Source organism: Corynebacterium sp., from assembly GCF_030532325.1.
Classification (GTDB): domain Bacteria; phylum Actinomycetota; class Actinomycetes; order Mycobacteriales; family Mycobacteriaceae; genus Corynebacterium.
Genome location: NZ_JAUNLS010000008.1, coordinates 63,847 through 83,446, shown reverse-complemented (window position 1 = coordinate 83,446; position 19,600 = coordinate 63,847). Strand labels below are relative to the sequence as shown.

At 65.8% G+C, this 19,600-nt stretch carries 17 protein-coding genes; 12 read left to right on the top strand and 5 right to left on the bottom strand.

All coding sequences use genetic code 11. The features are described from left to right. Positions 1-55 precede the first annotated feature (55 nt). From Q4E25_RS06180 to Q4E25_RS06170, 3 genes are all read left to right on the top strand, one after another. Positions 56-427, top strand: a complete 372-nt coding sequence (locus Q4E25_RS06180; RefSeq protein WP_303155210.1) for a Rieske 2Fe-2S domain-containing protein — start codon at positions 56-58, stop codon at positions 425-427. A 130-nt stretch (positions 428-557) separates the two neighbouring features. Beyond that, positions 558-1,532, top strand: coding sequence for a bile acid:sodium symporter family protein (locus Q4E25_RS06175; protein WP_303155207.1), 975 nt, complete (start codon positions 558-560; stop codon positions 1,530-1,532). A 3-nt stretch (positions 1,533-1,535) separates the two neighbouring features. Further along, on the top strand, positions 1,536-1,847 hold the full coding sequence (locus Q4E25_RS06170; protein ID WP_303155204.1) for a hypothetical protein: 312 nt from the start codon (positions 1,536-1,538) through the stop codon (positions 1,845-1,847). On the opposite strand, the gene Q4E25_RS06165 is transcribed toward Q4E25_RS06170, so the two are convergent. Together Q4E25_RS06165 and Q4E25_RS06160 are read right to left on the bottom strand one after the other, a co-directional pair. After that, a complete protein-coding gene (locus tag Q4E25_RS06165; protein ID WP_303155201.1) occupies positions 1,844-2,440 on the bottom strand; it encodes a YqgE/AlgH family protein in 597 nt (198 codons plus the stop codon). The genes Q4E25_RS06170 and Q4E25_RS06165 overlap by 4 nt on opposite strands. A gap of 11 nt (positions 2,441-2,451) precedes the next feature. After that, entirely contained in the window at positions 2,452-3,885 is a 1,434-nt protein-coding gene (locus Q4E25_RS06160; RefSeq protein ID WP_303155199.1) for a CCA tRNA nucleotidyltransferase, read from the bottom strand. 28 nt (positions 3,886-3,913) lie between these two features. Here Q4E25_RS06160 and Q4E25_RS06155 point away from each other — a divergent pair, with 28 nt between their 5' ends. From Q4E25_RS06155 to Q4E25_RS06115, 9 genes are all read left to right on the top strand, one after another. Next, positions 3,914-4,552 (top strand): NUDIX hydrolase, encoded by a 639-nt coding sequence (locus Q4E25_RS06155; protein WP_303155198.1) that lies wholly within the window; start codon positions 3,914-3,916, stop codon positions 4,550-4,552. Next, complete coding sequence (locus tag Q4E25_RS06150) at positions 4,552-6,747, top strand: DUF6049 family protein (RefSeq protein WP_303155197.1); 2,196 nt, start codon at positions 4,552-4,554, stop codon at positions 6,745-6,747. The genes Q4E25_RS06155 and Q4E25_RS06150 overlap by 1 nt, the downstream gene beginning before the upstream one ends. A gap of 9 nt (positions 6,748-6,756) precedes the next feature. After that, positions 6,757-10,137: a murein biosynthesis integral membrane protein MurJ gene (gene murJ / locus Q4E25_RS06145; RefSeq protein ID WP_303155195.1), complete on the top strand. Its 3,381-nt coding sequence runs from the start codon at positions 6,757-6,759 to the stop codon at positions 10,135-10,137. A 134-nt stretch (positions 10,138-10,271) separates the two neighbouring features. Next, a complete protein-coding gene (locus tag Q4E25_RS06140; RefSeq protein WP_303155193.1) occupies positions 10,272-10,805 on the top strand; it encodes a YceI family protein in 534 nt (177 codons plus the stop codon). Positions 10,806-10,904: 99 nt separating this feature from the next. Continuing rightward, entirely contained in the window at positions 10,905-13,487 is a 2,583-nt protein-coding gene (pepN, locus tag Q4E25_RS06135; RefSeq protein ID WP_303155190.1) for an aminopeptidase N, read from the top strand. A gap of 363 nt (positions 13,488-13,850) precedes the next feature. Further along, a complete protein-coding gene (locus Q4E25_RS06130; protein ID WP_303155188.1) occupies positions 13,851-14,372 on the top strand; it encodes an RNA polymerase sigma factor in 522 nt (173 codons plus the stop codon). Positions 14,373-14,516: 144 nt separating this feature from the next. Next, positions 14,517-15,443: a thioredoxin-disulfide reductase gene (gene trxB, locus Q4E25_RS06125; protein ID WP_303155186.1), complete on the top strand. Its 927-nt coding sequence runs from the start codon at positions 14,517-14,519 to the stop codon at positions 15,441-15,443. 7 nt (positions 15,444-15,450) lie between these two features. Next, positions 15,451-15,780, top strand: a complete 330-nt coding sequence (gene trxA / locus Q4E25_RS06120) for a thioredoxin (protein WP_303155183.1) — start codon at positions 15,451-15,453, stop codon at positions 15,778-15,780. A 67-nt stretch (positions 15,781-15,847) separates the two neighbouring features. Then, positions 15,848-17,029 (top strand): N-acetylmuramoyl-L-alanine amidase, encoded by a 1,182-nt coding sequence (locus Q4E25_RS06115; RefSeq protein ID WP_303155180.1) that lies wholly within the window; start codon positions 15,848-15,850, stop codon positions 17,027-17,029. A 53-nt stretch (positions 17,030-17,082) separates the two neighbouring features. Here Q4E25_RS06115 and Q4E25_RS06110 read toward each other — a convergent pair whose 3' ends face one another. The 3 genes from Q4E25_RS06110 to Q4E25_RS06100 are packed head-to-tail and all read right to left on the bottom strand — an operon-like array spanning position 17,083 to position 19,592. Then, on the bottom strand, positions 17,083-17,673 hold the full coding sequence (locus tag Q4E25_RS06110; RefSeq protein ID WP_303155177.1) for a hypothetical protein: 591 nt from the start codon (positions 17,671-17,673) through the stop codon (positions 17,083-17,085). 8 nt (positions 17,674-17,681) lie between these two features. After that, positions 17,682-18,731 carry a ParB/RepB/Spo0J family partition protein gene (locus Q4E25_RS06105; protein ID WP_303155174.1) on the bottom strand — a complete coding sequence of 350 codons (1,050 nt, stop codon included), beginning with the start codon at positions 18,729-18,731 and terminating at the stop codon, positions 17,682-17,684. A gap of 12 nt (positions 18,732-18,743) precedes the next feature. Beyond that, positions 18,744-19,592 carry a ParA family protein gene (locus Q4E25_RS06100; protein WP_303155173.1) on the bottom strand — a complete coding sequence of 283 codons (849 nt, stop codon included), beginning with the start codon at positions 19,590-19,592 and terminating at the stop codon, positions 18,744-18,746. Between the last annotated feature and the right edge of the window lie 8 nt (positions 19,593-19,600).

Here is a 19,600-nt window from a genome sequence, read left to right as displayed (position 1 = left end):
ACTTTCTTTTATCCGAAGCCATTCTTTTCAGGAAGGGAAGGGCTAAAGTAGAGGCATGACTTTGTGTTCCCGCCGCATCTTCCTCCTTGGATCCGCCACCACCTTTGCCGGCGCCTACCTCGCAGCCTGTGGCAAGGCGCCAAGCGCCGAGATCGCCGCCACCGAGATCCCCGTTGGCTCCGCCGTCATCATTGACAAAGTGATTTTCACGCAGCCCACCGAGGGCCAGTTCAAGGCTTACTCTCAGACCTGCCCGCACCAGGGCAGCCTCATCACCGAGATCCAGGGCATGACCGCCACCTGCACCACGCACTACACCAGCTACGATCTCAACACCGGCGAACCCACTGGCGGCCCGGGCACCAAGCCGCTCGAAGAGTACGGCGTGGAATCGGACGGCGGGACCGTCAAGAACGTGACCAACTAACCTCGCTGCCGCGAGACTCATCCGAGATACGCGGGGTGGTTTCACGTGAAACCACCCTGGACGTTTCTGTGCGAGCAGCGGCCAGTGGGGGAGCGAGGTTTCCTCACGCGCGGGGGATAGAATGCAGCCTATGCTCGCGAAACTGAAACGACTCGACCCCCTCATCGTCCTCATCCTCTGCGCGGTGGTCATCGCCATCCTCTTCCCCGCGCGCGGCTCTTTTGCCGAGGGCTTCGATGTAGCCACCAACGTTGCCATCGCGCTGCTCTTCTTCCTCTACGGAGCCAGACTCTCCACGCGCGAGGCGCTCGAGGGACTCAAACACTGGAAGCTCCACCTCACCATCCTCGTCTTCACCTTCGCGGTCTACCCGCTCATCGGCGTGGCGCTGCGCCCCATGACGGCGTTCATTCCCCAGGACATGTACCTGGGCATCCTCTACCTCACGCTCGTACCTTCCACGGTCCAGTCCTCCGTGGCCTTCACCTCCATCGCGCGCGGCAACGTGGCTGGTGCCATCGTCTCCGCCTCCGCCTCCAACCTGGCGGGCGTCATCCTCACCCCCCTGCTGGTCATGGGGCTCATGGGCGCCGGCGGCAGCCTGCACATTGACGCCTCCGTGTTCCTGGAGATCGCAGCACTCCTGCTCGCACCCTTCATCCTGGGCCAGCTCACCCGCCGCTGGGTGGAGAACTTTGCCGCCAACAAGGCCACCAAGATCGTGGACCGGGGCTCCATCGGCATGGTGGTCTACGCGGCCTTTTCCAAGGGCATGGTCGACGGCATCTGGACCTCCATCGACCTCTGGCAAATCCTCTTCCAGATTGTCTTCTCCACCATCTTTGTCTTCTTCATGCTGTGGCTCACCGGCTACGCCTCGGACAAACTCGGATTCAACCGCGCGGACAAAATCGCCATCCAGTTCTGCGGCTCCAAGAAGTCCCTGGCCACCGGCCTGCCCATGGCCTCGGTGATGTTCGGCGCCGGCGGTGCCTCCCTAGGGCTTATCATTCTGCCGCTGATGATCTACCACCAGATCCAGCTCATGATCTGCGCCTCCATGGCCGCCCGCTACGGCCGCGAAGCCGAGGAAGTACACTCTTAACCCATGAGCACGCACTTGTACGTCCGCACCACCATGACCATCCCCGGAGTCGGCACCGCGATCCACGTGGCCGAGCTGGAGGAGCTGGGCCCCCAGGCCTGCGCCATGCAGCGCATGATCGCTCTGGCGCCGAACGACGCCATCATGGGCGCAGCCACACCCACCACCTCCGTGGGTAACGCGGACATCCCCCAGAAGCAGGTTCCACATCCGGACACCTACGGTGACTTCGAGGGCATCGAGGCCGAGCGCATCAGCGCCGAGGACTTCCACACGCTGTGGAGCGAGGCCACGGCGCTCTACGGGGAGCTCTAGTTGTTCTCGATGTTGGCGGGGTAGGTGGAGTAGAGCGGCAGCGGCATCGGCTGCCGCTTCATCACATCAGCCCACAGATCGGCAGGGCCGGGGGTGAGCACGTCCTGCGCCAGGGCCGGGGCCACGAACCAATCGCCGCGCTCGATCTCATCGTGCAGCTGGCCCGGGCCCCACTCGGCGTAACCGGCGAACATCCGGGTGCCGTCGACAAGCTGCGCAATCTCCTCCGGATCCGCGCGCAGATCCACGTGTGCCAGGCGCGGCGCGAGGCGGTTGAGCTGCGGGGTCTTATCCATGTTCACCCCGCTCTTGGTCATGGCCAGGCCCACCACGGACTGCTGGTTGAGCGGGCCGCCAATGTAGAGGGCCTGCGGCTTGGCCACCACCGGCAGCCACTCCGGCAAGACGTTGAACACCGCCACCTCGGAACGCTTGGTGAGATCCACGCCGAAGGTCATGAGCTCGTTGTGCTCAATCACCAGGATCACCGAGCGAGCAAACTCCACGGAGAGCATGCCCGGGGCCGCGACCAGCAGCTGGCCGGGCGCGGGCTCGTTGCGTTCGAGGGCGTTGAAAAGTCTATCGGCGTACATCGTCTACTAAACTACCTGGACTCCCACCACTGGCGCAGCCGGGCGACGGCCTCCTCGCGCTCGAGGGGGCCCTCCTCCAGGCGCAGCTCCTTCATGAAGGCCCAGGCAGCGCCGACCTCCGGGCCGGGCTTGAGCCCCAGGATCTCCATGATCTCGTTGCCATCCAGGTCAGGACGCACGCGCGCCAGATCCTCCTTGGCGGCGATCTCCGCGATGCGCTCCTCCAGATGATCGTAGGTGCGCTGCAGGCGGCGAGCCTTCCTTTCGTTGCGGGTGGTGCAGTCCGCGCGCACCAGCTTGTGCAGGCGCGGCAGCAGCTCGCCGGCGTCGGTGACGTAGCGGCGCACCGCGGAGTCGGTCCACTGCCCCTCACCGAAGCCGTGGAAGCGCATGTGCAGGTACACCAGCTGGCTGATGTCCTGTGTGGTGGCCTTGGGGTACTTCAGCGCGCGCAGGCGCTTGCGCACCAGCTTGGCGCCCACCACCTCGTGGTGGTGGAAGGTCACCTTGCCGCCGGTGGTATCGCGCGTGTCGGGCTTGCCGACGTCGTGAAGCAGCGCCGCCCAGCGCAACACCAGGTCGGGGCCGTCCTCCTCCTGATCCATGGCCTGGCGCAGCACGGTGAGGGAGTGCGCGTAGACGTCCTTGTGCTGCGCGTGCTCGTCGGGAGCCATGCGCAGCGCGGGGATCTCGGGGAAGACGTACTCGGCGATGCCCGAATCCACCAGCAGGTCAATGCCCAGCCAGGGTGCGGCGCCGCAGATGAGCTTGTCCAGTTCCACCTGGACGCGCTCCACGGTGATGCGCTGGATCTCAGCGGCCATGTCCGTCATGGCCGCCCGCACGCGATCCGCCACGGCGAACTCCAGCTGGGAGGCAAAGCGCGCGGCGCGCAGCATGCGCAGCGGATCATCGTGGAAGGAGATCTCCGGGGCGTCCGGGGTATCCAGCACACCCTGGGCAAGATCCTGCAGGCCGCCCATGGGGTCGTGGAACTCCTGGGTGCCGTCGGGACGCAGCTCGATGGCCATGGCGTTGACCTTGAAGTCGCGGCGCACGAGATCGCCTTCGAGGGTGTCTCCGTAGACCACCTCGGGGTTGCGGGAGTCGCCGTCGTAGGAGTCGGAGCGGAAGGTGGTGATCTCGATCTGCTGCCCCTTGTACACCGCGGAGACGGTGCCGTAGTCGATGCCGGTGTCCCAGACGGTCTCGGCCCAATCATCGAGGATGGCCTTCACGGTCTCCGGGCGGGCAGGCGTGGTGAAGTCGAGATCGTGGCCGAGCCGGCCCAGCAGTGCATCGCGCACGGAGCCGCCCACGAGGTAGAGCTGCGCATCGTGCTGCGCGAAGCGCTCCACCAGCCCCGAAAGCAGGCCACTGAGGGAGCCAACCGTCGCTTCTGCCCGTGCGAGTACGCCGATAAGCTGAGTGTCCTGAAAATTCACGGATTGAAGTCTACTACGATTGACCAGGATGACTAAGCACGAACAAGGCACCTCCACCGGCTCCTCCTCGTCGGGAGACAGCCGTGGCAGGCGACGCCGCCGACGCCGCCCCGATAACCGCTCGCGGCGCGCGGGGCGCAACCAGCGCCATTCCACCACGCGCATGACCACGCGTGATGAGACCTCGGCTGGCGGCCTCGTGGTATCCGGGTTGGCTGAGGCTGTTGCCGAGGACGGCTCTGTCGATCTCTCCCGTATCTATGTAGCGCTCATCGGCCGGCTTGATCGCCGCGGGCGCCTGCTGTGGTCCATGCCCAAGGGCCACGTGGAAAACGGGGAGGCCAAGGAGCTCACCGCCGAGCGTGAGGTGTGGGAGGAGACCGGCATCCACGGCAAGGTCTTCGCGGACCTGGGGATGATCGATTACTGGTTCGTCTCTGAGGGCGTGCGCATTCACAAGACGGTCCACCACCACCTGCTGCGCTACGTCGACGGCATCATGAATGACGAGGACCCCGAGGTCACCGAGGTCTCCTGGATCCCGGTCTCGGAGCTCATCGAGCACCTGGCCTACGCCGACGAGCGCAAGCTGGCGCGCATCGCCCACGACTTGCTGCCGGATCTCGCGCGAAAGGAAGCCGCCGCAGGAAAGGCGACGCCCCGGTGATGTCGCGGTTCACCCAGGCGCTAGCGTTGGCCGCAACGGCGGGCGTGAGCATGGGCGCTGCCTTCGTGCCGCTGGCCGGCGCCGTCGAGCCTGAGCAGCAACAGGTGGCGGCCCAGCAGTGGGTCGGCGCCCGCGGCCAGGACGAGCTCGAGCTCAGCCTGCTGGAGGCTACCCCAGTGGCGGCAGGGGAGACCAGCTCCATGCGCTTCAAGGTGCATAATTCCTCAGATTCCCCGGTCTCTCATCTGCAGATCACCTCCCGCCGCGGCGACGCCGTCACCAGCACCGCGCAGGCACGCGAGCAGCTGGCGGCAGGCGCATTTCCTTATTACGGGCCCATCGCCGAGGTAGGGGAGTTGGCGCCGGGGGAGAGCCGGGAGCTTAGCGTCGAGGTGCCCACCGGCCTGGCGCACGCGCTCACGCTGGCGATCACCGAGCCGGGCGCCTACCCGCTTCTTTTCACCCTCACCGGCACCCGCGAGGGCCAGGCCGCCAACTTTGCGGAGGAGCGGCTGATCTTTCAGGTGGATCCGGCACAGCACCTCGAGGCGGAGCCGCACCCAGCGGAGGCGGAGCCAGAAGAACAGCCCCACGCCTTCACGCTGGTCTACCCGCTGACCTCCGACATCGACATCGTGCCCGGTGACACCGGCGGCACCGAGCTCATCCTGTCCAATGACAACCTTGCCGCGGAGCTGGCCCCCGGCGGGCGCCTCGACGTGCTGCTCGATTCCTATCTGTCCCACGACCTGCGCGGCGCGGGCTGCGTGGCGCTGGATCCGGCGCTGGTGGACACCGTGGACCGCATGGCCAAGGGCTATACCGTCAACCCCACCCGCCCCTCGGCCGCCGAGCCCCCGCGGCGCCTGCGCGATTCCTGGTTCACCAACGAGGAACACGAGCGAGGAAAGCCAGGCCGCGGCAGCGCGGACGCCGCCGCCTGGCTGGGCAAGCTCAAGCACGTCTCCTGCACCATGACCATGCCCTGGGCCAACGCGGATGCTGACGCCGTCGCACACGTCAACAACAAGTGGCTCAACTTCGAGGCCATCCAGCGCGGCGAGGACACCATCAAGCGGGTGCTGGGCACCGAGCTGAGTACGCCGCTGAGTACCCCGGGCTCGGGCACCATCGCCCACGACATGGGCGTGCCCATGCTGGTGGCGGACAACAGCCAGTGGGTGGGCAAGGCCGCCACCTTCGACGCCTCCCTGGGCGCCCTGCTGGGCCAGACCGGCTCCAAGCCGCAGACGGCGGGCTACACCAACCCCGAGTTGCGCTATGACTATCAGCTGGATTCGGAGCAGTCGCGCGCCTTGAGCGCCGCGGCGGCGCTGGGTATTGCGGCCCGGCACGGCGATGTGGTGGCCAAGCTGCCGAACTACCTGGACGTCTCTGCGGCCGGCGCCGTGCTGGATTCCGCGCAGCAGCTTATCGACGCCGAAACCGTCACCCCCCGCGAAGTCAGCGCGCTGCCCATCGAGGATCCCTCCCCGGAGCGGGGAAACCGGGCCGGCAGCCCGTACCCGGATCCGGCGATCTTCCAGGACGCGGACATCACCCGGGTGGAGCAGCAGGCGCGCTACACCGACGAGCTCACCGGCATCATGGTCAACGATCCGAACATCGCCATGACCCGCTACGGCTTCACGCTGCCGCTGCGCCGGGATCTGCTTAGCGCCCTCTCGCTGACCAACCGCGACACGCTCAGCGGCTACGCCGAGTCCATCGAGGCCAGCTCCGAGCGCCTGCGCCGCCAGTCGGAAATGCTGCGTGACCTGCGCGCTTCTGTCTCCCTCATCCCGCCGGGCAACGTCTACACCCGCGTCTCGGAGTCCTCGCCCTTGCTCATCGTGGCCAAGAATGGCCTGCCTTTGCCTGTCGACGCCCGCCTGGCCTACACCGCGCCCGACGGCGGCTCCCTCAACACTCCTTCCTTGGTCCACATCCCGGCCAAGGGATCCATTACGGTGTCGATGACGGCCGATCTCCCCAGCGATAAGGCCCGCACCGATCTCACGTTGTGGTTGGCCACTCCTGATCGGCACGCCATTTCCGAGCCGATCAATATCGCAGTTCAGACTCGTGCCGGTATCGTAAGCGTCTATGGTGTCGGCGCCATCGCCGCGCTAGTGCTCATTCTGGCCGCGCTCTTCCGGCTCGGTCAGCGAAGAAAAAAGAACTCCCAAAGATAGTTTTTCTCTATGACAAAAGAATCTGGCCATGAGGTTGAGGCGGCCACCCAGCCGTCCGCAGCGCGCACAGCGCCCACCGAGGCCGCAGCGCCCACTGCAACCACGCACGCCGGCGCCAGGGGCCGCATTGTCACCCCCTCCCCGCCGGCTCCGGTTCCCGTCAAGCGCGCTCCGGTCGCCGTGCCGCCCGCCGAGGATGCCGCGCGCGAGGATCTCTCTGGGCTCAAGGGCAAGGCCGTCACCGTGGTGGATCCCTCCTCCGACGGCCAGGAGAACTCCGACGGCGCCGTCGTGCGCGCCACCGGCTCCATGGCTTTCGCCACCCTGATTTCCCGCATCACCGGCTTCCTGCGCCAGATGCTCATCGGCGCCACCCTGGGTGAGATCGTGGGCAACGCCTTCGGCGTGGCCAACCAGATCCCCAACCTGGTCACCGAGATCGTGCTGGGCGCGGTGCTCACCTCGCTCGTCGTGCCGGTGTTGGTGCGTGCGGAAAAGGAGGACGCCGACCGCGGCGAGACCTTCGTGCGGGAGCTGTTCACCCTGGCCACGGCGCTGCTGGCGGTGGTGACCATCCTCTCCGTCATCGGCGCCCCCTGGCTGACCAGGCTCATGGTGCCGGAGGACAGTAAGGTCAACACCATTCAGGCCACCTCACTGGCCTTCCTGCTGCTGCCGCAGATCCTCTTCTACGGGCTCTTCGCCCTCTTCCAGGCCATCCTCAACACCAAGAACGTCTTTGGTCCTGGCGCCTGGGCGCCGGTGGTCAACAACGTCATCGCCATTTCCGTGCTGGTGCTCTACCGGCTGGTGCCGGGCACGCTCGATCCCTTCGAGCCCACGCCGGTGACGGATTCACACATCCTGCTGCTGGGCCTGGGCACCACGCTAGGCGTGGTGGTGCAGTGTCTGATCCTCGTGCCCTACCTCAAGAGCGCCGGGATCAATCTGCGCCCAAAGTGGGGGATTGATAACCGCATCAAGCAGTTCGGCGGCATGGCGATTGCCATCATCACCTACGTCGCCATCTCCCAGGCCGGCTACGTGGTGACCTCCCAGGTGGCCTCCTACGCCGACCGCGGCGCCATGCTGGTCTACCAGAACGCCTGGCTCATGCTGCAGGTGCCCTACGGCGTCATCGGCGTCACGCTGCTCACCGCCATCATGCCGCGGCTCTCGCGCAACGCCGCGGAGGGCGACGTCCAGCGCGTGGTCAAGGACCTCACCCTGGGCTCCAAACTAACCTTCATCGCGCTGATCCCGATTGTCATCTTCATGACCGGCTTCGGCGTGCCCATTGCCCGCGCGCTCTTCCAGTACGGTGCCTACGGCGCGGATAGCGCTGAGCAGTTGGGCCTGACCATCTGCTTCTCCGCCTTCACGCTCATTCCCTACGCCCTGGTCCTGCTGCACCTGCGCGTGTTCTACGCCCGCGAGGAGGCCTGGACGCCGACCTTCATCATCGCCGGCATCACGCTGACCAAGGTGGTGCTCTCCCTGCTGGCCCCGCTGGTGGCGGATTCCTCCTCCCGCGTGGTCATCCTGCTGGGTACCGCCAACGGCTTCGGCTTCATCTCCGGCGCGGTGATCGGCGGCTTCCTGCTCAAGCGCAAGCTGGGCAGCCTGGGCGGCAAGGAGCTGGCCAGCACGGTGGTGTGGTCCACCGGCGCCGGCGTCGTGGGCCTAGCGGTGGCCGGCGCGCTCTACTGGGCGCTGGGGCTCATCCTGCCGGAGAACATCCCCTCGCTGGCCTACCTACTGCTCATCATCGGCCTGGGCATCGTCTTCGTGGCGGTCACGGGCATCGTGCTCTCGCGCTCCGGCTTGCCGGAGGTCATCAACCTGGGCCGCCAGCTGCGCCGCATCCCCGGCATGTCCCGCATCATTCGCATTGACAACGCCGAGGCCATCGAGGTGGACGAGCCGGATCAGATGGAGATCCAGCCCATCTTCACCGCGGATGCCTTCAACTCCTCGCCGGTGCCGCCACCGATGTCCGCCGGCATCGTGCGCGGCCCGCGGCTTGTGCCGGGTGCGCCGGTGTCCGACGGCCGCTTCCGCCTGCTCAAGGATCACGGAGCGGTGCCCGGTGCGCGCTTCTGGGAGGCCCGCGAGCAGGCCACCGGCCGCCTCGTGGCGCTGACCTTCGTGGACACCACGGGCGCGGCCCCGATGGCGCCGTCCACTCCGGCGGAGTCCGCGCGCAGGGCTGCCGACGTCTCCCGCGCCACCCGCAAGCTCGGGGAGATGAACCTGCCCGGCGTGGCGGAGAACATCCGGGTGCTGTCCTACCGCCAGGGCTGCCTCATCGTCTCCGATTGGGTGGAGGGCAGCGCGCTGCGCACCGTTTCGGAGGACAAGGAGCTTGATCCCCACGCGGTGGCGCACGCCCTGACCCCGCTAGCTCAGTCCATGGCCACCGCCCACGCGGCCGATCAGCTGCTGGGCGTGGATCACCGCGATCGCATCCGCATCTCCACCGAGGGAGTGGCCACCCTGGCCTTCCCGGCGGTGCTCAATGAGAACGACGAGGACTCCGACCGCTCGGCGCTGGGCTCGGCCATCGCCCTGCTCGTGGGCTCCACCAACCCCACGCCGCAGGCGCTGAGCGATATCGCTGCCGACGCCGAAGAGTGCGAGGAGACCGAGCTGCAGGACATCGCCAAGCGGCTGGCCTCCTTCGCCCACGGCGGAGAAGGCGAGAGCGATCGCGAGGGCGAGGCCGCGCCCGAGACGCTGCTCATTCCGGAGCAGCCCGAGGAGCAGCGCCCGGATCCCACCCCGGAGCCGGGCTTTGGCAGCCGCGGCTACTCCCGCTCGGGCATCGTGGTGCTCGGCGTGTTTGCCAGCCTCTTCGTCGTGGCCATGGCGGCACTGAGCGTGTGGATCCTCTCGCTGGTGGGCAACGAGTCCACCTCGCCGGTGACCCCGAAGAACGTCACAACAACGGAGACCACCTTCCCCAACGTGCCGCCGGTGATCCTCAAGGATCTCACGGTGACCTCCGTGCCGGAGGGCAAGGATCAGGCGCAGGTGCTCAAGGAATCTTCCAGCACCACGTGGAGCACCAAGAAGAAGGACACCGGGCTGCTCATCTCCGCGAAGACCCCCACCCAGCTGCACGTGCTGCCGCTGGTGCAGTCGAAGTCCACCGGCGCGAGCTACACGGTCTATGGCGTCGACTCGGCCACCTTCGATCCCAAGAAGCCGGAGATCAGCTCTGCGCCGGTGCTGGCCGAGGGCACGCTGGATCACGCGCGCACGGACATTGAGCTGGAGGAGCTCAACGAGGCCTTCGACAGCGTGTACGTGGTGTTCACCGATCTGGGCAAGAACCAGCAGGTGACGCTGCGCCAGGTCTCCCTGGTGGGGCTACCCACGAACTCCTAGTGTGTGGGGGCGACGCGAAAGTCGGGGGGCTTTCGCGGGCTGCGCAGGATTTTCACTTCAAGCCTTGACAGTTTAGGCGTGAAGTGTATAGTTCATGTTGTTACGTCAACAAGCGTTCGAGCAAAGGAGTTTTAATGACCAACCTCGCAGGTACCTACACCATCGACCCCGCCCACACTCTCATTGGCTTTGTCGCCCGCCACGCCATGGTGACCAAGGTGCGGGGCCGCTTCGATGAGTTCGAAGGCGCCCTGACGGTGGGGGAGAACCCCGCCGAGTCCTCCGCCGAGGCCACCATTAAGACCAGCTCCATCGACACCGGCGATACCAAGCGCGACGAGCACGTCCGCGGCGATGATTTCTTCTCCACCGAGCAGTTCCCGGAGATGACCTTCAAGGCCACCTCCTTCGACGTCGACGCCGAGGGCAACGGCACCGTCACCGGTGACCTCACCATCAAGGGCACCACCAAGCCGGTGACCCTCAAGGTGGAAACCGAGGGCATCGCCGAGGATCCCTTTGGTAACACCCGCCTGGGCTTCGAGGCCAGCACCAAGATCAACCGCACGGACTTCGGCATCGACTTCAACGCTCCGCTCAAGACCGGCGGCATGTTGGTCTCCGAGGAGATCAAGATCGAGATCGAGGCTTCTGCCATCAAGCAGTAGGTCGCGAGCAGTAACTCGCACGCGCTCACCCGCGCACGCATTAAGGGAATGCAATGAAAGGGGCGTCGCCACGCAGCGGCGCCCCTTACAATGATCGGCATGACTCAAGCCACAGATTCCCAGAACAACCGCGGCCGCAACTCCGCAAACCTCAGTCACGACGAAGCACAGGCCCGCAGCGCCGCGCTCACGCTGAGCACCTACGAGCTTCACCTCGACGTCACCGGCGCCCCCACGGAGGCCGAGACATTCGGGGTGATCTCGCGCATTCGGCTGAGCAACACCGCGCCGGATACCTTCCTGGATTACCTGGGCGCCGCCGTGGAGTCCGTGCGCGTCAACGGCGAGGAGGTGGCCAACACCTTCGACGGCGGACGCATCTACCTCAGCGGGCTGCCGGTGGGGGAGGAGCTCACCATCGAGGTGGTGGGTTCCTCGCGTTACTCGCGCACCGGCCAGGGCCTGCACCGCATGCATGATCAGGCCGACGGCAACACCTATCTCTATTCGCACCTCGAGCCTTCCGACGCCCGCCGGATCTTCCCCTGCTTCGATCAGCCGGATCTCAAGGCGCGCTACACCGTGCACATCACCGGCCCGGAGGGCTGGCAGCTCTTAGCCAACCAGCCAGAGGTTTCACGTGAAACCACCGAGAGCGGAGTGACGGCCACCTTCGCCGAGACCCCGCTGCTGTCCACCTACCTCACCTCCTTCGCCGCCGGACCCTACGTCTCCACCGAGCGCACCTGGACCGCGCCGGACGGATCACTGAGCTCCGAGCTGCGCGCCTTCGCTCGCGCCTCGATGGGGGAGTACCTCGACGAGGAGATCCTGGAGATCACCGCCCGCGGCATGGACTTCTTCCACCAGGCCTTCGGCTTCCCCTACCCCTGGGGCAAGTACGATTCCATCTTCGTGCCCGAGTACAACCTCGGCGCCATGGAGAACCCCGGCCTGGTGACCTTCACCGAGCACTATCTCTACCGCTCCGCGGCCACCCGCGCACAGCACGCCGCGCGCACCAACACCATCCTGCACGAGATGTCCCACATGTGGTTCGGCGATCTGGTCACCCCACAGTGGTGGGATGATCTCTGGCTCAAGGAGTCCTTTGCCGAGTTCATGGGCGCCGATGCCTCCGTCGAGGCCACCCAGTACACCGAGGCGTGGACCAACTTTGCCGGACAGCGCAAGAACTGGGCCTACCAGCAAGATCAGCTGCCCACCACGCACCCCATCAAGGCGGAGATCCCGGACGTCGACGCCGCGCGCCAGAACTTCGACGGCATCACCTACGCCAAGGGCGCGGCCGTGCTCAAGCAGCTGGTGCACTACGTGGGCCGCGAGAACTTCTACGCCGGCGCGCGCGACTACTTCCAGGCCCACGCCTTCGCCGCAGCCACCTTCGACGATCTCCTCACCGCGCTCAAGGGCCACACCGAGCGCGATCTCGACGCCTGGTCCCAGGCCTGGCTGCGCACCTGGGGCCCGGATACCCTCACCCCGCACCTGAGCTTGAAGGATGACGCGGACGACGCTGCCGCAAGCGCGAAGGTAGATGAGCTGCGCATCGACTCCGCCGCTGCGGACGTCACCCGCCCGCACCGCCTCGACGTCTCCTTCTTCGATGCGGATCTGCGCAAGTACGCCACCCTCGACGTCGATATCGCAGCCGGGGCGCAGTCCACCGTGGTCAGTGCCGCCGAGGGCCTGGACGCGCCCGCGCTACTGCTGCTCAACGACGCCGACCACACCTACGCCAAGGTTCGCTTCGACGAGACCTCCCTGACCACTCTGCGCGAGCGGCTCTCCGACATCCCCGATGAGCTCAGCCGCGCGGTGATCTGGACCTCCCTGTGGAACCTCACCCGCGACGGCGAATGGCCCGTGGCCGAGTACGTGGAGACCGTGCTGCGCCACGCCCCGGCGGAGACCAACCCGGCGCTGCTCACCACCACCTTTGCCAACGCCCACTTTGCCCTGGGCCACTACCTACCCGAGGCCCAGCGCGACGCCGCCCGCGCCGAGTACGCCTCCCGCCTGTGGGAGCTGCTGAGCACCACCGAGGCCGGTTCCGACGCCCAGCTCGTGCTCGCCCGCGCCGCCATCGCCGCCCAGGCCGCCACCCCGGAGGAGGTTGGAACCGAGCGCCTGCGCGCACTGCTGGCTGGCGAGCTGGAGGGCCTGCGCCTCGATCCGAATATTCGCTGGTCCCTGCTGCGCGCGCTGGCCGCTCGCGACGCCGTCACGCCCGCGGAGCTCGAGGAGGAGAAGCAGCGCGATAACACGCTCACCGGCGCCGCGGCCTTCCTGGGCGCCTCCCACGCCTTCCCGCATGCCGAGACCAAGCGCGAGGTCTTCGACCTGGTGCGCACCCCGGGCACGTACTCCAACGCGGAGGTCGATTCGCTGCTGCTGGCCTTCAACGCGCCGCGCTCCGGGAAACTCACCGAGCCCTTCGCCCAGGAGTTCTTCGAGCACCTGAGCACCATCTGGGAGGAGCACCCCATCGAGATTGCGAACCGCCTGGTGCGCGGGCTCTACCCGGAAGTTGAGCTGGCACTCGAGGCCACCGACGAGTTCCTCGCCACCGAGCGCCCTGGCGCCTTGCGCCGTGTGCTGCTGGAGTGCCAGGACGAGCTGCGCCGCACCCTGCGCGTGCGCGAGGCCAACGCCGGCTAAGCCAACCCCGGCCAAACCAACCCGGCAAAGCCTACTGAGCACAAGAAGAAGCACGAGCCAGGCGGCTCGTGCTTCTTCCTCTGTCTGCCTACTTCGCTTCTACCTACTTCTTCGCCGCGCGCACGATCAGGTAGATCACAAGCACTGGCAACCCGAGGCCTAGCGCCCAGCCCAACAGAACCATGAGAAACGACATACATCACTCCTTTCGGCTATAACTGGAATCACAACACGTTGTATCCGGGGGGATTCTTCATGTCAGTTAGTGCTGATCCGTCGTTTTCAGGACCACGTCACACAGGCCAGTATTCAGAAAAGTCACAGCACGCATCAAATCGTGCTCACGAACCATCAGACCACGAGTTGGTCGACGCCTTCATCGAGGGGGACACCAAGGCGTTCTCGGCCATCGTCGAGCGGCACCGCAAGCGCCTGACCACCGTGGCGCGCAGATACACGCGCAACGACCATGACGCCCAGGACATCGTCCAGGAGGCTCTGCTACGCGCCTCCTGCAGCATGGACAATTACCGCGGGGAGTCCACGCTGTCCACCTGGCTGCACAGGCTGGTCATGAACTCCGGATACGACTTCCTCAACCACCGCGCCAACCGCGAGCTCGCCTCCCTCGACGCCGACATCATCGATCCGGACCGCAACTACGCGCTGGCACACAACCCCAGCGATCACCTCGCCGAGCATGTCGCCGTCACCCAGGCCATGGCCACCTTGCGCGAGGATCAGCGCGAGGCGCTGTTGCTTACCGACGTCGCCGGGTACCCCATCGCCACTGTGGCCGAGGTCCAAGGGGTGGCACCGGGGACTATCAAGTCACGCCGCGCCCGCGCGCGTGAGGTACTGCGCGCGGCGATCGCCAGCAGCTAGCGGCGCGCCGAGCATTGCAACCTTTATGCCAGCGACGAGTAGACTTTGTGTGGTTGCGCGCCCAAGCCGCATCGCGCGCCTGAGGCGCAGAAGAATTCTGCAAGAGAAGTGCACAAATTCAAGACAGATTCAAGGGAGTGTTGAATGACCGTCCACGATGTTGCCATCGTTGGCTCCGGCCCCGCCGGGTACACCGCAGCTCTATACGCAGCACGCGCTGAGCTCAATCCGATCGTCTTCGAAGGATTCGAGTACGGCGGCGAGCTGATGAACACCACCGAGGTGGAGAACTACCCCGGCTTCCAGAAGGGCATCATGGGCCCCGAGCTCATGGAGGAGATGCGCGCTCAGGCCATCCGCTTCGGCGCGGATCTGCGCATGGAGGTTGTTGACTCCCTCGAACTCGAGGGCGAGATCAAGAAGCTCCACGTGGGAGACGAGGTCTTCGAGGCCCGCTCCGTCATCCTGGCCACCGGTGCCGCGCCGCGCTACCTGGGCATTCCGGGCGAGTCCGAGCTCACCGGTCGTGGTGTCTCCGCCTGCGCCACCTGCGACGGCTTCTTCTTCAAGGGCCGCAACATCGCCGTCGTCGGCGGCGGCGACTCCGCCATGGAGGAGGCCACCTTCCTCACCAAGTTCGCCGAGACCGTGACCATCATCCACCGCTCCGAGAACTTCCGTGCCTCCAAGATCATGCTGGAGCGCGCCAAGGCCAACCCGCAGATCAAGTGGCAGCTCAACACCACCGTCGAGCGCGTGCTCGAGGGCGAGGGCAAGGTCGCCGGCTTGGAGATCAAGGACGCCATCACCGGCGAGGTCTCCACCCTGGACGTCACCGCCATGTTCGTGGCCATCGGCCATGAGCCGCGCTCGGCCTTCCTCGAGGGCCAGGTGGACACCAACGAAGCCGGCTACGTCACCGTTGAGCACCCCTCCACCAAGACCAACGTCCCGGGCGTCTTTGCCTGCGGCGATCTGGTCGATGACCACTACCAGCAAGCCATCACCGCAGCGGGTTCCGGCTGCCGCGCAGCCATCGATGCGGAACATTTCCTCGCAGAAAGCCGTTAATACGTTCATGAGCAATGTTAAAGCAGTGACTACTGATACCTTCCGTTCCGAGGTCGTCGAGGCCTCCGGCTCCAAGCCCGTCGTCGTCGACTTCTGGGCCGACTGGTGCGGACCGTGCAAGAAGCTGTCCCCGATACTCGACGACGTCGCCGCCGAACTCGGTGAGGACGTCTCCATCGTCAAGGTGAACGTGGACGAGGAGCGCACCCTGGGTGCCATGTTCCAGATCATGTCCATCCCCTCCGTCCTCATCTTCAAGGACGGCGAGAAGGTGGATGAGTTCACCGGAGTTCAGCCCAAGTCCGCCATCGTGGCAAAGATTCAAAAGCAGCTCTAACTGGTAGTCTCATAACTATTCGCTGGCGCACCCCGGGGTGCGCCACCTATACGTGAAAGGGGTAGGTGTGAATCGCGTTTTACGTGTCGGCGATAACAGTGTTCGTGTCGCCGAAGCCCGCGCAACCCTCGCCCGCCTCGGTTTGCTGACGCACTACCAGGGAACGCTGTCTGACTGGAAGAAGCAGAAGTACTCGGAGAAGGACAAGCTTTTTGACGCCGAACTCTCCGAGGTCATCAAAGCCTTCCAGCAGTCCCGCGGAATCATCCCCAACGGCACCATCGATGATCTGACCCTGCGCGAGCTTCGTCACGCCTCCTACACGCTGGGGGCCCGTGTCTTGGCCTATGAGCCCAGCAACGAGCAGGTGGGCGATGACGTCTCTCAGCTGCAGCAGCAGCTGCACGAGCTGGGTTTCTACCGCAGCCGCATCGATGGGCGCTTTGGTCCTGATACGCACGAGGCCGTCATGGAGTACCAGCACAACTACGGGCTGCAAAACGACGGCGTGTGTGGGCCCGCCACCATTCATGCACTGAGCCTGCTGGGCCGGCGCATCACCGGCGGCTCCGCCCACAACATTCAGGAGCGCGAGCGCGTGCGCAACGCAGGCCCCAAGCTGGCCGGCAAGCGCGTGGTGATCGATCCCGCCTTGGGCGGCGAGAACCGCGGTGCCACCGTCAAGGGCCGCTTTGGTGACATCACCGAGGAGGAGATCCTCTGGGATCTGGCCGAGCGCGTAGCTGGCCGCATGATCGCCGCGGGTATGGAGACCATCATCTCCCGCCCGCGTACCGACGACCCTTCCGTCAAGGATCGCGCGGAGCTGGCCAATGCCTTCGACGCAGACCTGGTGATCTCCCTGGCATGTGATTCCTATCCGAATGAGAAGGCCAACGGCGTGGCCACCTTCTACTTCGGCTCCGAGGCCAATAACTCCTCGCTCATCGGCGAGACTCTCTCCGGCTTCATTCAGCGCGAGATCGTGGCCCGCACGAACCTGCTCAACTGCTGGAACCACGGCCGCACCTGGGATCTGCTGCGCCTGACCCAGATGCCGGTGGTGCAGGTGGTCCTGGGCTACATCACCAACCCGAAGGACGTGGCCATCCTCACCAACCCGGAGTCCCGCGATGACATCGCGGAGGCCATCGTCGTGGCCGTCAAACGCCTTTACCTCCTCGACGAGGACACCGCAGTGACGGGCACGTACAAGTTCTCCGAGCTGCTGCGCGCGGAGCAGTCCTAAAGAACAGGAATTCGCTCTAGTCCGTTGGGCTGTGGGCGGCTGGCTTGGGCCGCTCAGGCCAACGCCCGCGCGACGAGATCCTCTGCCGCCGCGGCGCTGAGCAGATCAAAGGCCGGGGGCAGTTCGAGGCGCAGGCGCGGGGTGACGGGGTGATCCTCGTGCACCAGGAAGCCTGCGGCCTCGAGGGTCTCCACCGGCAGCAGCCCAATGCGCGCGGGCTTGTCACCCACGATTTCTTCTGCCTGCGCGGCGTCCCTGTGCCCAAAAGCCTCCACGGCGGTGAAGCCGCGTGAGGTGAGGTTCATGATGGCGGCGTCGAGAAGCACGGCCTCCAAACCGCGCGCGGCGCGGTGGGACTTCACAAAGAGCGAGGAGATGAGCACGGCGTCCTCCGAGACCGGAGCGGTGGGCAGAGCGGCGGCCCCGGGGAAGAACTCCGGCGAGGAAAAGAAGACCGTGGCCTCATCGCCCACGGTGAACCCGCACTCCCCGAAGCGCAGCAGCGTGGTGGAAATCCAGGCCTCCTTTTCAAAGGCGGCGTCCGTCACGCCCTCCTTATCCACGGAGCCGCCCAGCTCCCAGAAAACGCAGCGAGCCGCCAAGGGGTTAAGGACACTGCCTTCCTTGACGGACTCGACGAGCATAGCGGGGGTTACTCCGTGCCCTCGATGAGCGCCATGATGCGCTCGAAATCCTCCTGATCCCCGAACTCGACCACCATCTTGCCCTTGCGCTTGCCCATGGTCACGGTGACCTTGGTGTCGAAGCGATCGGAGAGGCGCTCCGCGGAATCGCTGAAGAAGCGCGGCTGCGGGGTGGCCGGGCGCGGGGTCTTCTCCGCCGGCTTGCCGTCGCGCTTGTAGAGGGTGACTGCCTCCTCCGTAGCGCGCACGGACAGGCCCTCAGCGATGACGCGATCCGCGATGAACTGCATGGCCTCGGCATCCGGCAGGCCCAGCAGCGCGCGGGCGTGACCGCCGGTTAGGGTGCCCGCCGCCACGCGCTTCTGTACCTCCACGGGCAGCTTGAGCAGGCGGATCATGTTGGTCACCTGCGGGCGAGAGCGGCCGATGCGATCCGCCAGCTCGTTCTGGGTCACGCCGAACTCCTCCAGCAGCTGCTGGTAGGCGTGGGCCTCTTCCAAGGGGTTGAGCTGGACGCGGTGGATGTTTTCCAAGAGGGCGTCACGAAGCAGGCTCTCATCCTTGGTATCACGCACAATCGCCGGGATGGTGGCCAGTCCCGCCTTGGCGGAGGCGCGCCAGCGGCGCTCGCCCATGATGAGCTCGAAGCCGCCCTCCTCGGAGGGGCGCACGACGATGGGCTGCAGCAGGCCAAACTCCTTGATGGAGTGGACCAGCTCTGCAATCTCCTCCTCATCGAAGACCTGGCGCGGCTGCTTGGGGTTGGGCACAATCTCCCCGATGGGGATCTCGCGGTAGGTCGCCCCCATCACCGACGGGGTAGCGCGGCGCTTGGAAGAGGAAGCGGACTGCTGAATGGTGGGCGCGCCCTTGATGTGCTTGGATTCGCCCTCAGAGCTGCCGGAGCCGGAACGCTGGGAGGTAGACACACCCAGGATGATGTCCGCAGCGGAATCCCCGAGGCGCGGCTTGCGGGAGGGTACGTTCGGGCCAGAGGGGATGAGAGCGGCGAGGCCCTTGCCCAAACCGCCCTGCTTCTGTTCCTTCTGATCTGCCATGTGCGTGCCTTCCTATCCTTCCAATTCCGCGTAGATTTCCGGGCTGACCCCGATGGCCCCGGTGGTGGGGTGCGGCGGGTAGTCGCCGCGCTGATCCAGCTCGCGCGCCGCGGCGGAATAGGCCCGCGCGCCCGTGGAACTGGGATCATAGGCGATGACCGTCTTGCCGTAGCCGGGTGCCTCAGACACCCGCACGGAGCGGGGGATGACGTTGCCCAGCACCACCGCGCCGAACTGCTCGCGCACCTCGGAGACCACCTGCTCCGCCAGCTTGGTGCGGGCGTCATACATGGTGAGCAAAACCGCAGAGATGTGCAGCTCCTCGTTGAGGTGCTCGCGGATCATCGAGATATTACCCAGCAGCTGGCCCACGCCCTCGAGCGCGTAATACTCGCACTGGATGGGGATGATGACTTCCTCGGCGCAGGTCATCGCGTTGATGGTGAGCAGGCCCAGGGAGGGAGGGCAGTCGATGAAGACGTAGTCGAAGCCGTGCTCTTCGAGGAAGCCGTTATGGAGGGCGTCGTAAAGCCTGAACTCGCGGCGCACCAAGGAGACCATCTCGATCTCCGCGCCAGCCAGGTCAATGGTGGCCGGGATGCAGAAAAGATTGTCGTTGCCGGGGGAGGGCTGCATTGCCTGCTCCGCGGTGCGATCCCCCAAGAGAACCTCGTAGCTGGAATCCGTACCCGAGGTGTGTACCGCGCCGACAGCGGTGGACGCGTTGCCCTGGGGGTCCAGATCAATCACCAAGACCTTCTTCCCGGCCTCCGCCAGAGCGGCTGCCAGGTTCACGGCGGAGGTGGTCTTGCCCACGCCGCCCTTTTGGTTCGCGATGGTGATAAGGCGAGGTTGTGTCATGCCGTCTA

What these genes read in the sequence shown, in the direction of transcription:
- Q4E25_RS06180 (WP_303155210.1), top strand. Translation starts at nt 56, where the DNA reads ATGACTTTGTGTTCCCGCCGCATCTTCCTCCTTGGATCCGCCACCACC.
- Q4E25_RS06175 (WP_303155207.1), top strand. Translation starts at nt 558, where the DNA reads ATGCTCGCGAAACTGAAACGACTCGACCCCCTCATCGTCCTCATCCTC.
- Q4E25_RS06170 (WP_303155204.1), top strand. Translation starts at nt 1,536, where the DNA reads ATGAGCACGCACTTGTACGTCCGCACCACCATGACCATCCCCGGAGTC.
- Q4E25_RS06165 (WP_303155201.1), bottom strand. Translation starts at nt 2,440, where the DNA reads ATGTACGCCGATAGACTTTTCAACGCCCTCGAACGCAACGAGCCCGCG.
- Q4E25_RS06155 (WP_303155198.1), top strand. Translation starts at nt 3,914, where the DNA reads ATGACTAAGCACGAACAAGGCACCTCCACCGGCTCCTCCTCGTCGGGA.
- Q4E25_RS06150 (WP_303155197.1), top strand. Translation starts at nt 4,552, where the DNA reads ATGTCGCGGTTCACCCAGGCGCTAGCGTTGGCCGCAACGGCGGGCGTG.
- murJ (WP_303155195.1), top strand. Translation starts at nt 6,757, where the DNA reads ATGACAAAAGAATCTGGCCATGAGGTTGAGGCGGCCACCCAGCCGTCC.
- Q4E25_RS06140 (WP_303155193.1), top strand. Translation starts at nt 10,272, where the DNA reads ATGACCAACCTCGCAGGTACCTACACCATCGACCCCGCCCACACTCTC.
- pepN (WP_303155190.1), top strand. Translation starts at nt 10,905, where the DNA reads ATGACTCAAGCCACAGATTCCCAGAACAACCGCGGCCGCAACTCCGCA.
- trxB (WP_303155186.1), top strand. Translation starts at nt 14,517, where the DNA reads ATGACCGTCCACGATGTTGCCATCGTTGGCTCCGGCCCCGCCGGGTAC.
- trxA (WP_303155183.1), top strand. Translation starts at nt 15,451, where the DNA reads ATGAGCAATGTTAAAGCAGTGACTACTGATACCTTCCGTTCCGAGGTC.
- Q4E25_RS06110 (WP_303155177.1), bottom strand. Translation starts at nt 17,673, where the DNA reads ATGCTCGTCGAGTCCGTCAAGGAAGGCAGTGTCCTTAACCCCTTGGCG.
- Q4E25_RS06105 (WP_303155174.1), bottom strand. Translation starts at nt 18,731, where the DNA reads ATGGCAGATCAGAAGGAACAGAAGCAGGGCGGTTTGGGCAAGGGCCTC.
- Q4E25_RS06100 (WP_303155173.1), bottom strand. Translation starts at nt 19,592, where the DNA reads ATGACACAACCTCGCCTTATCACCATCGCGAACCAAAAGGGCGGCGTG.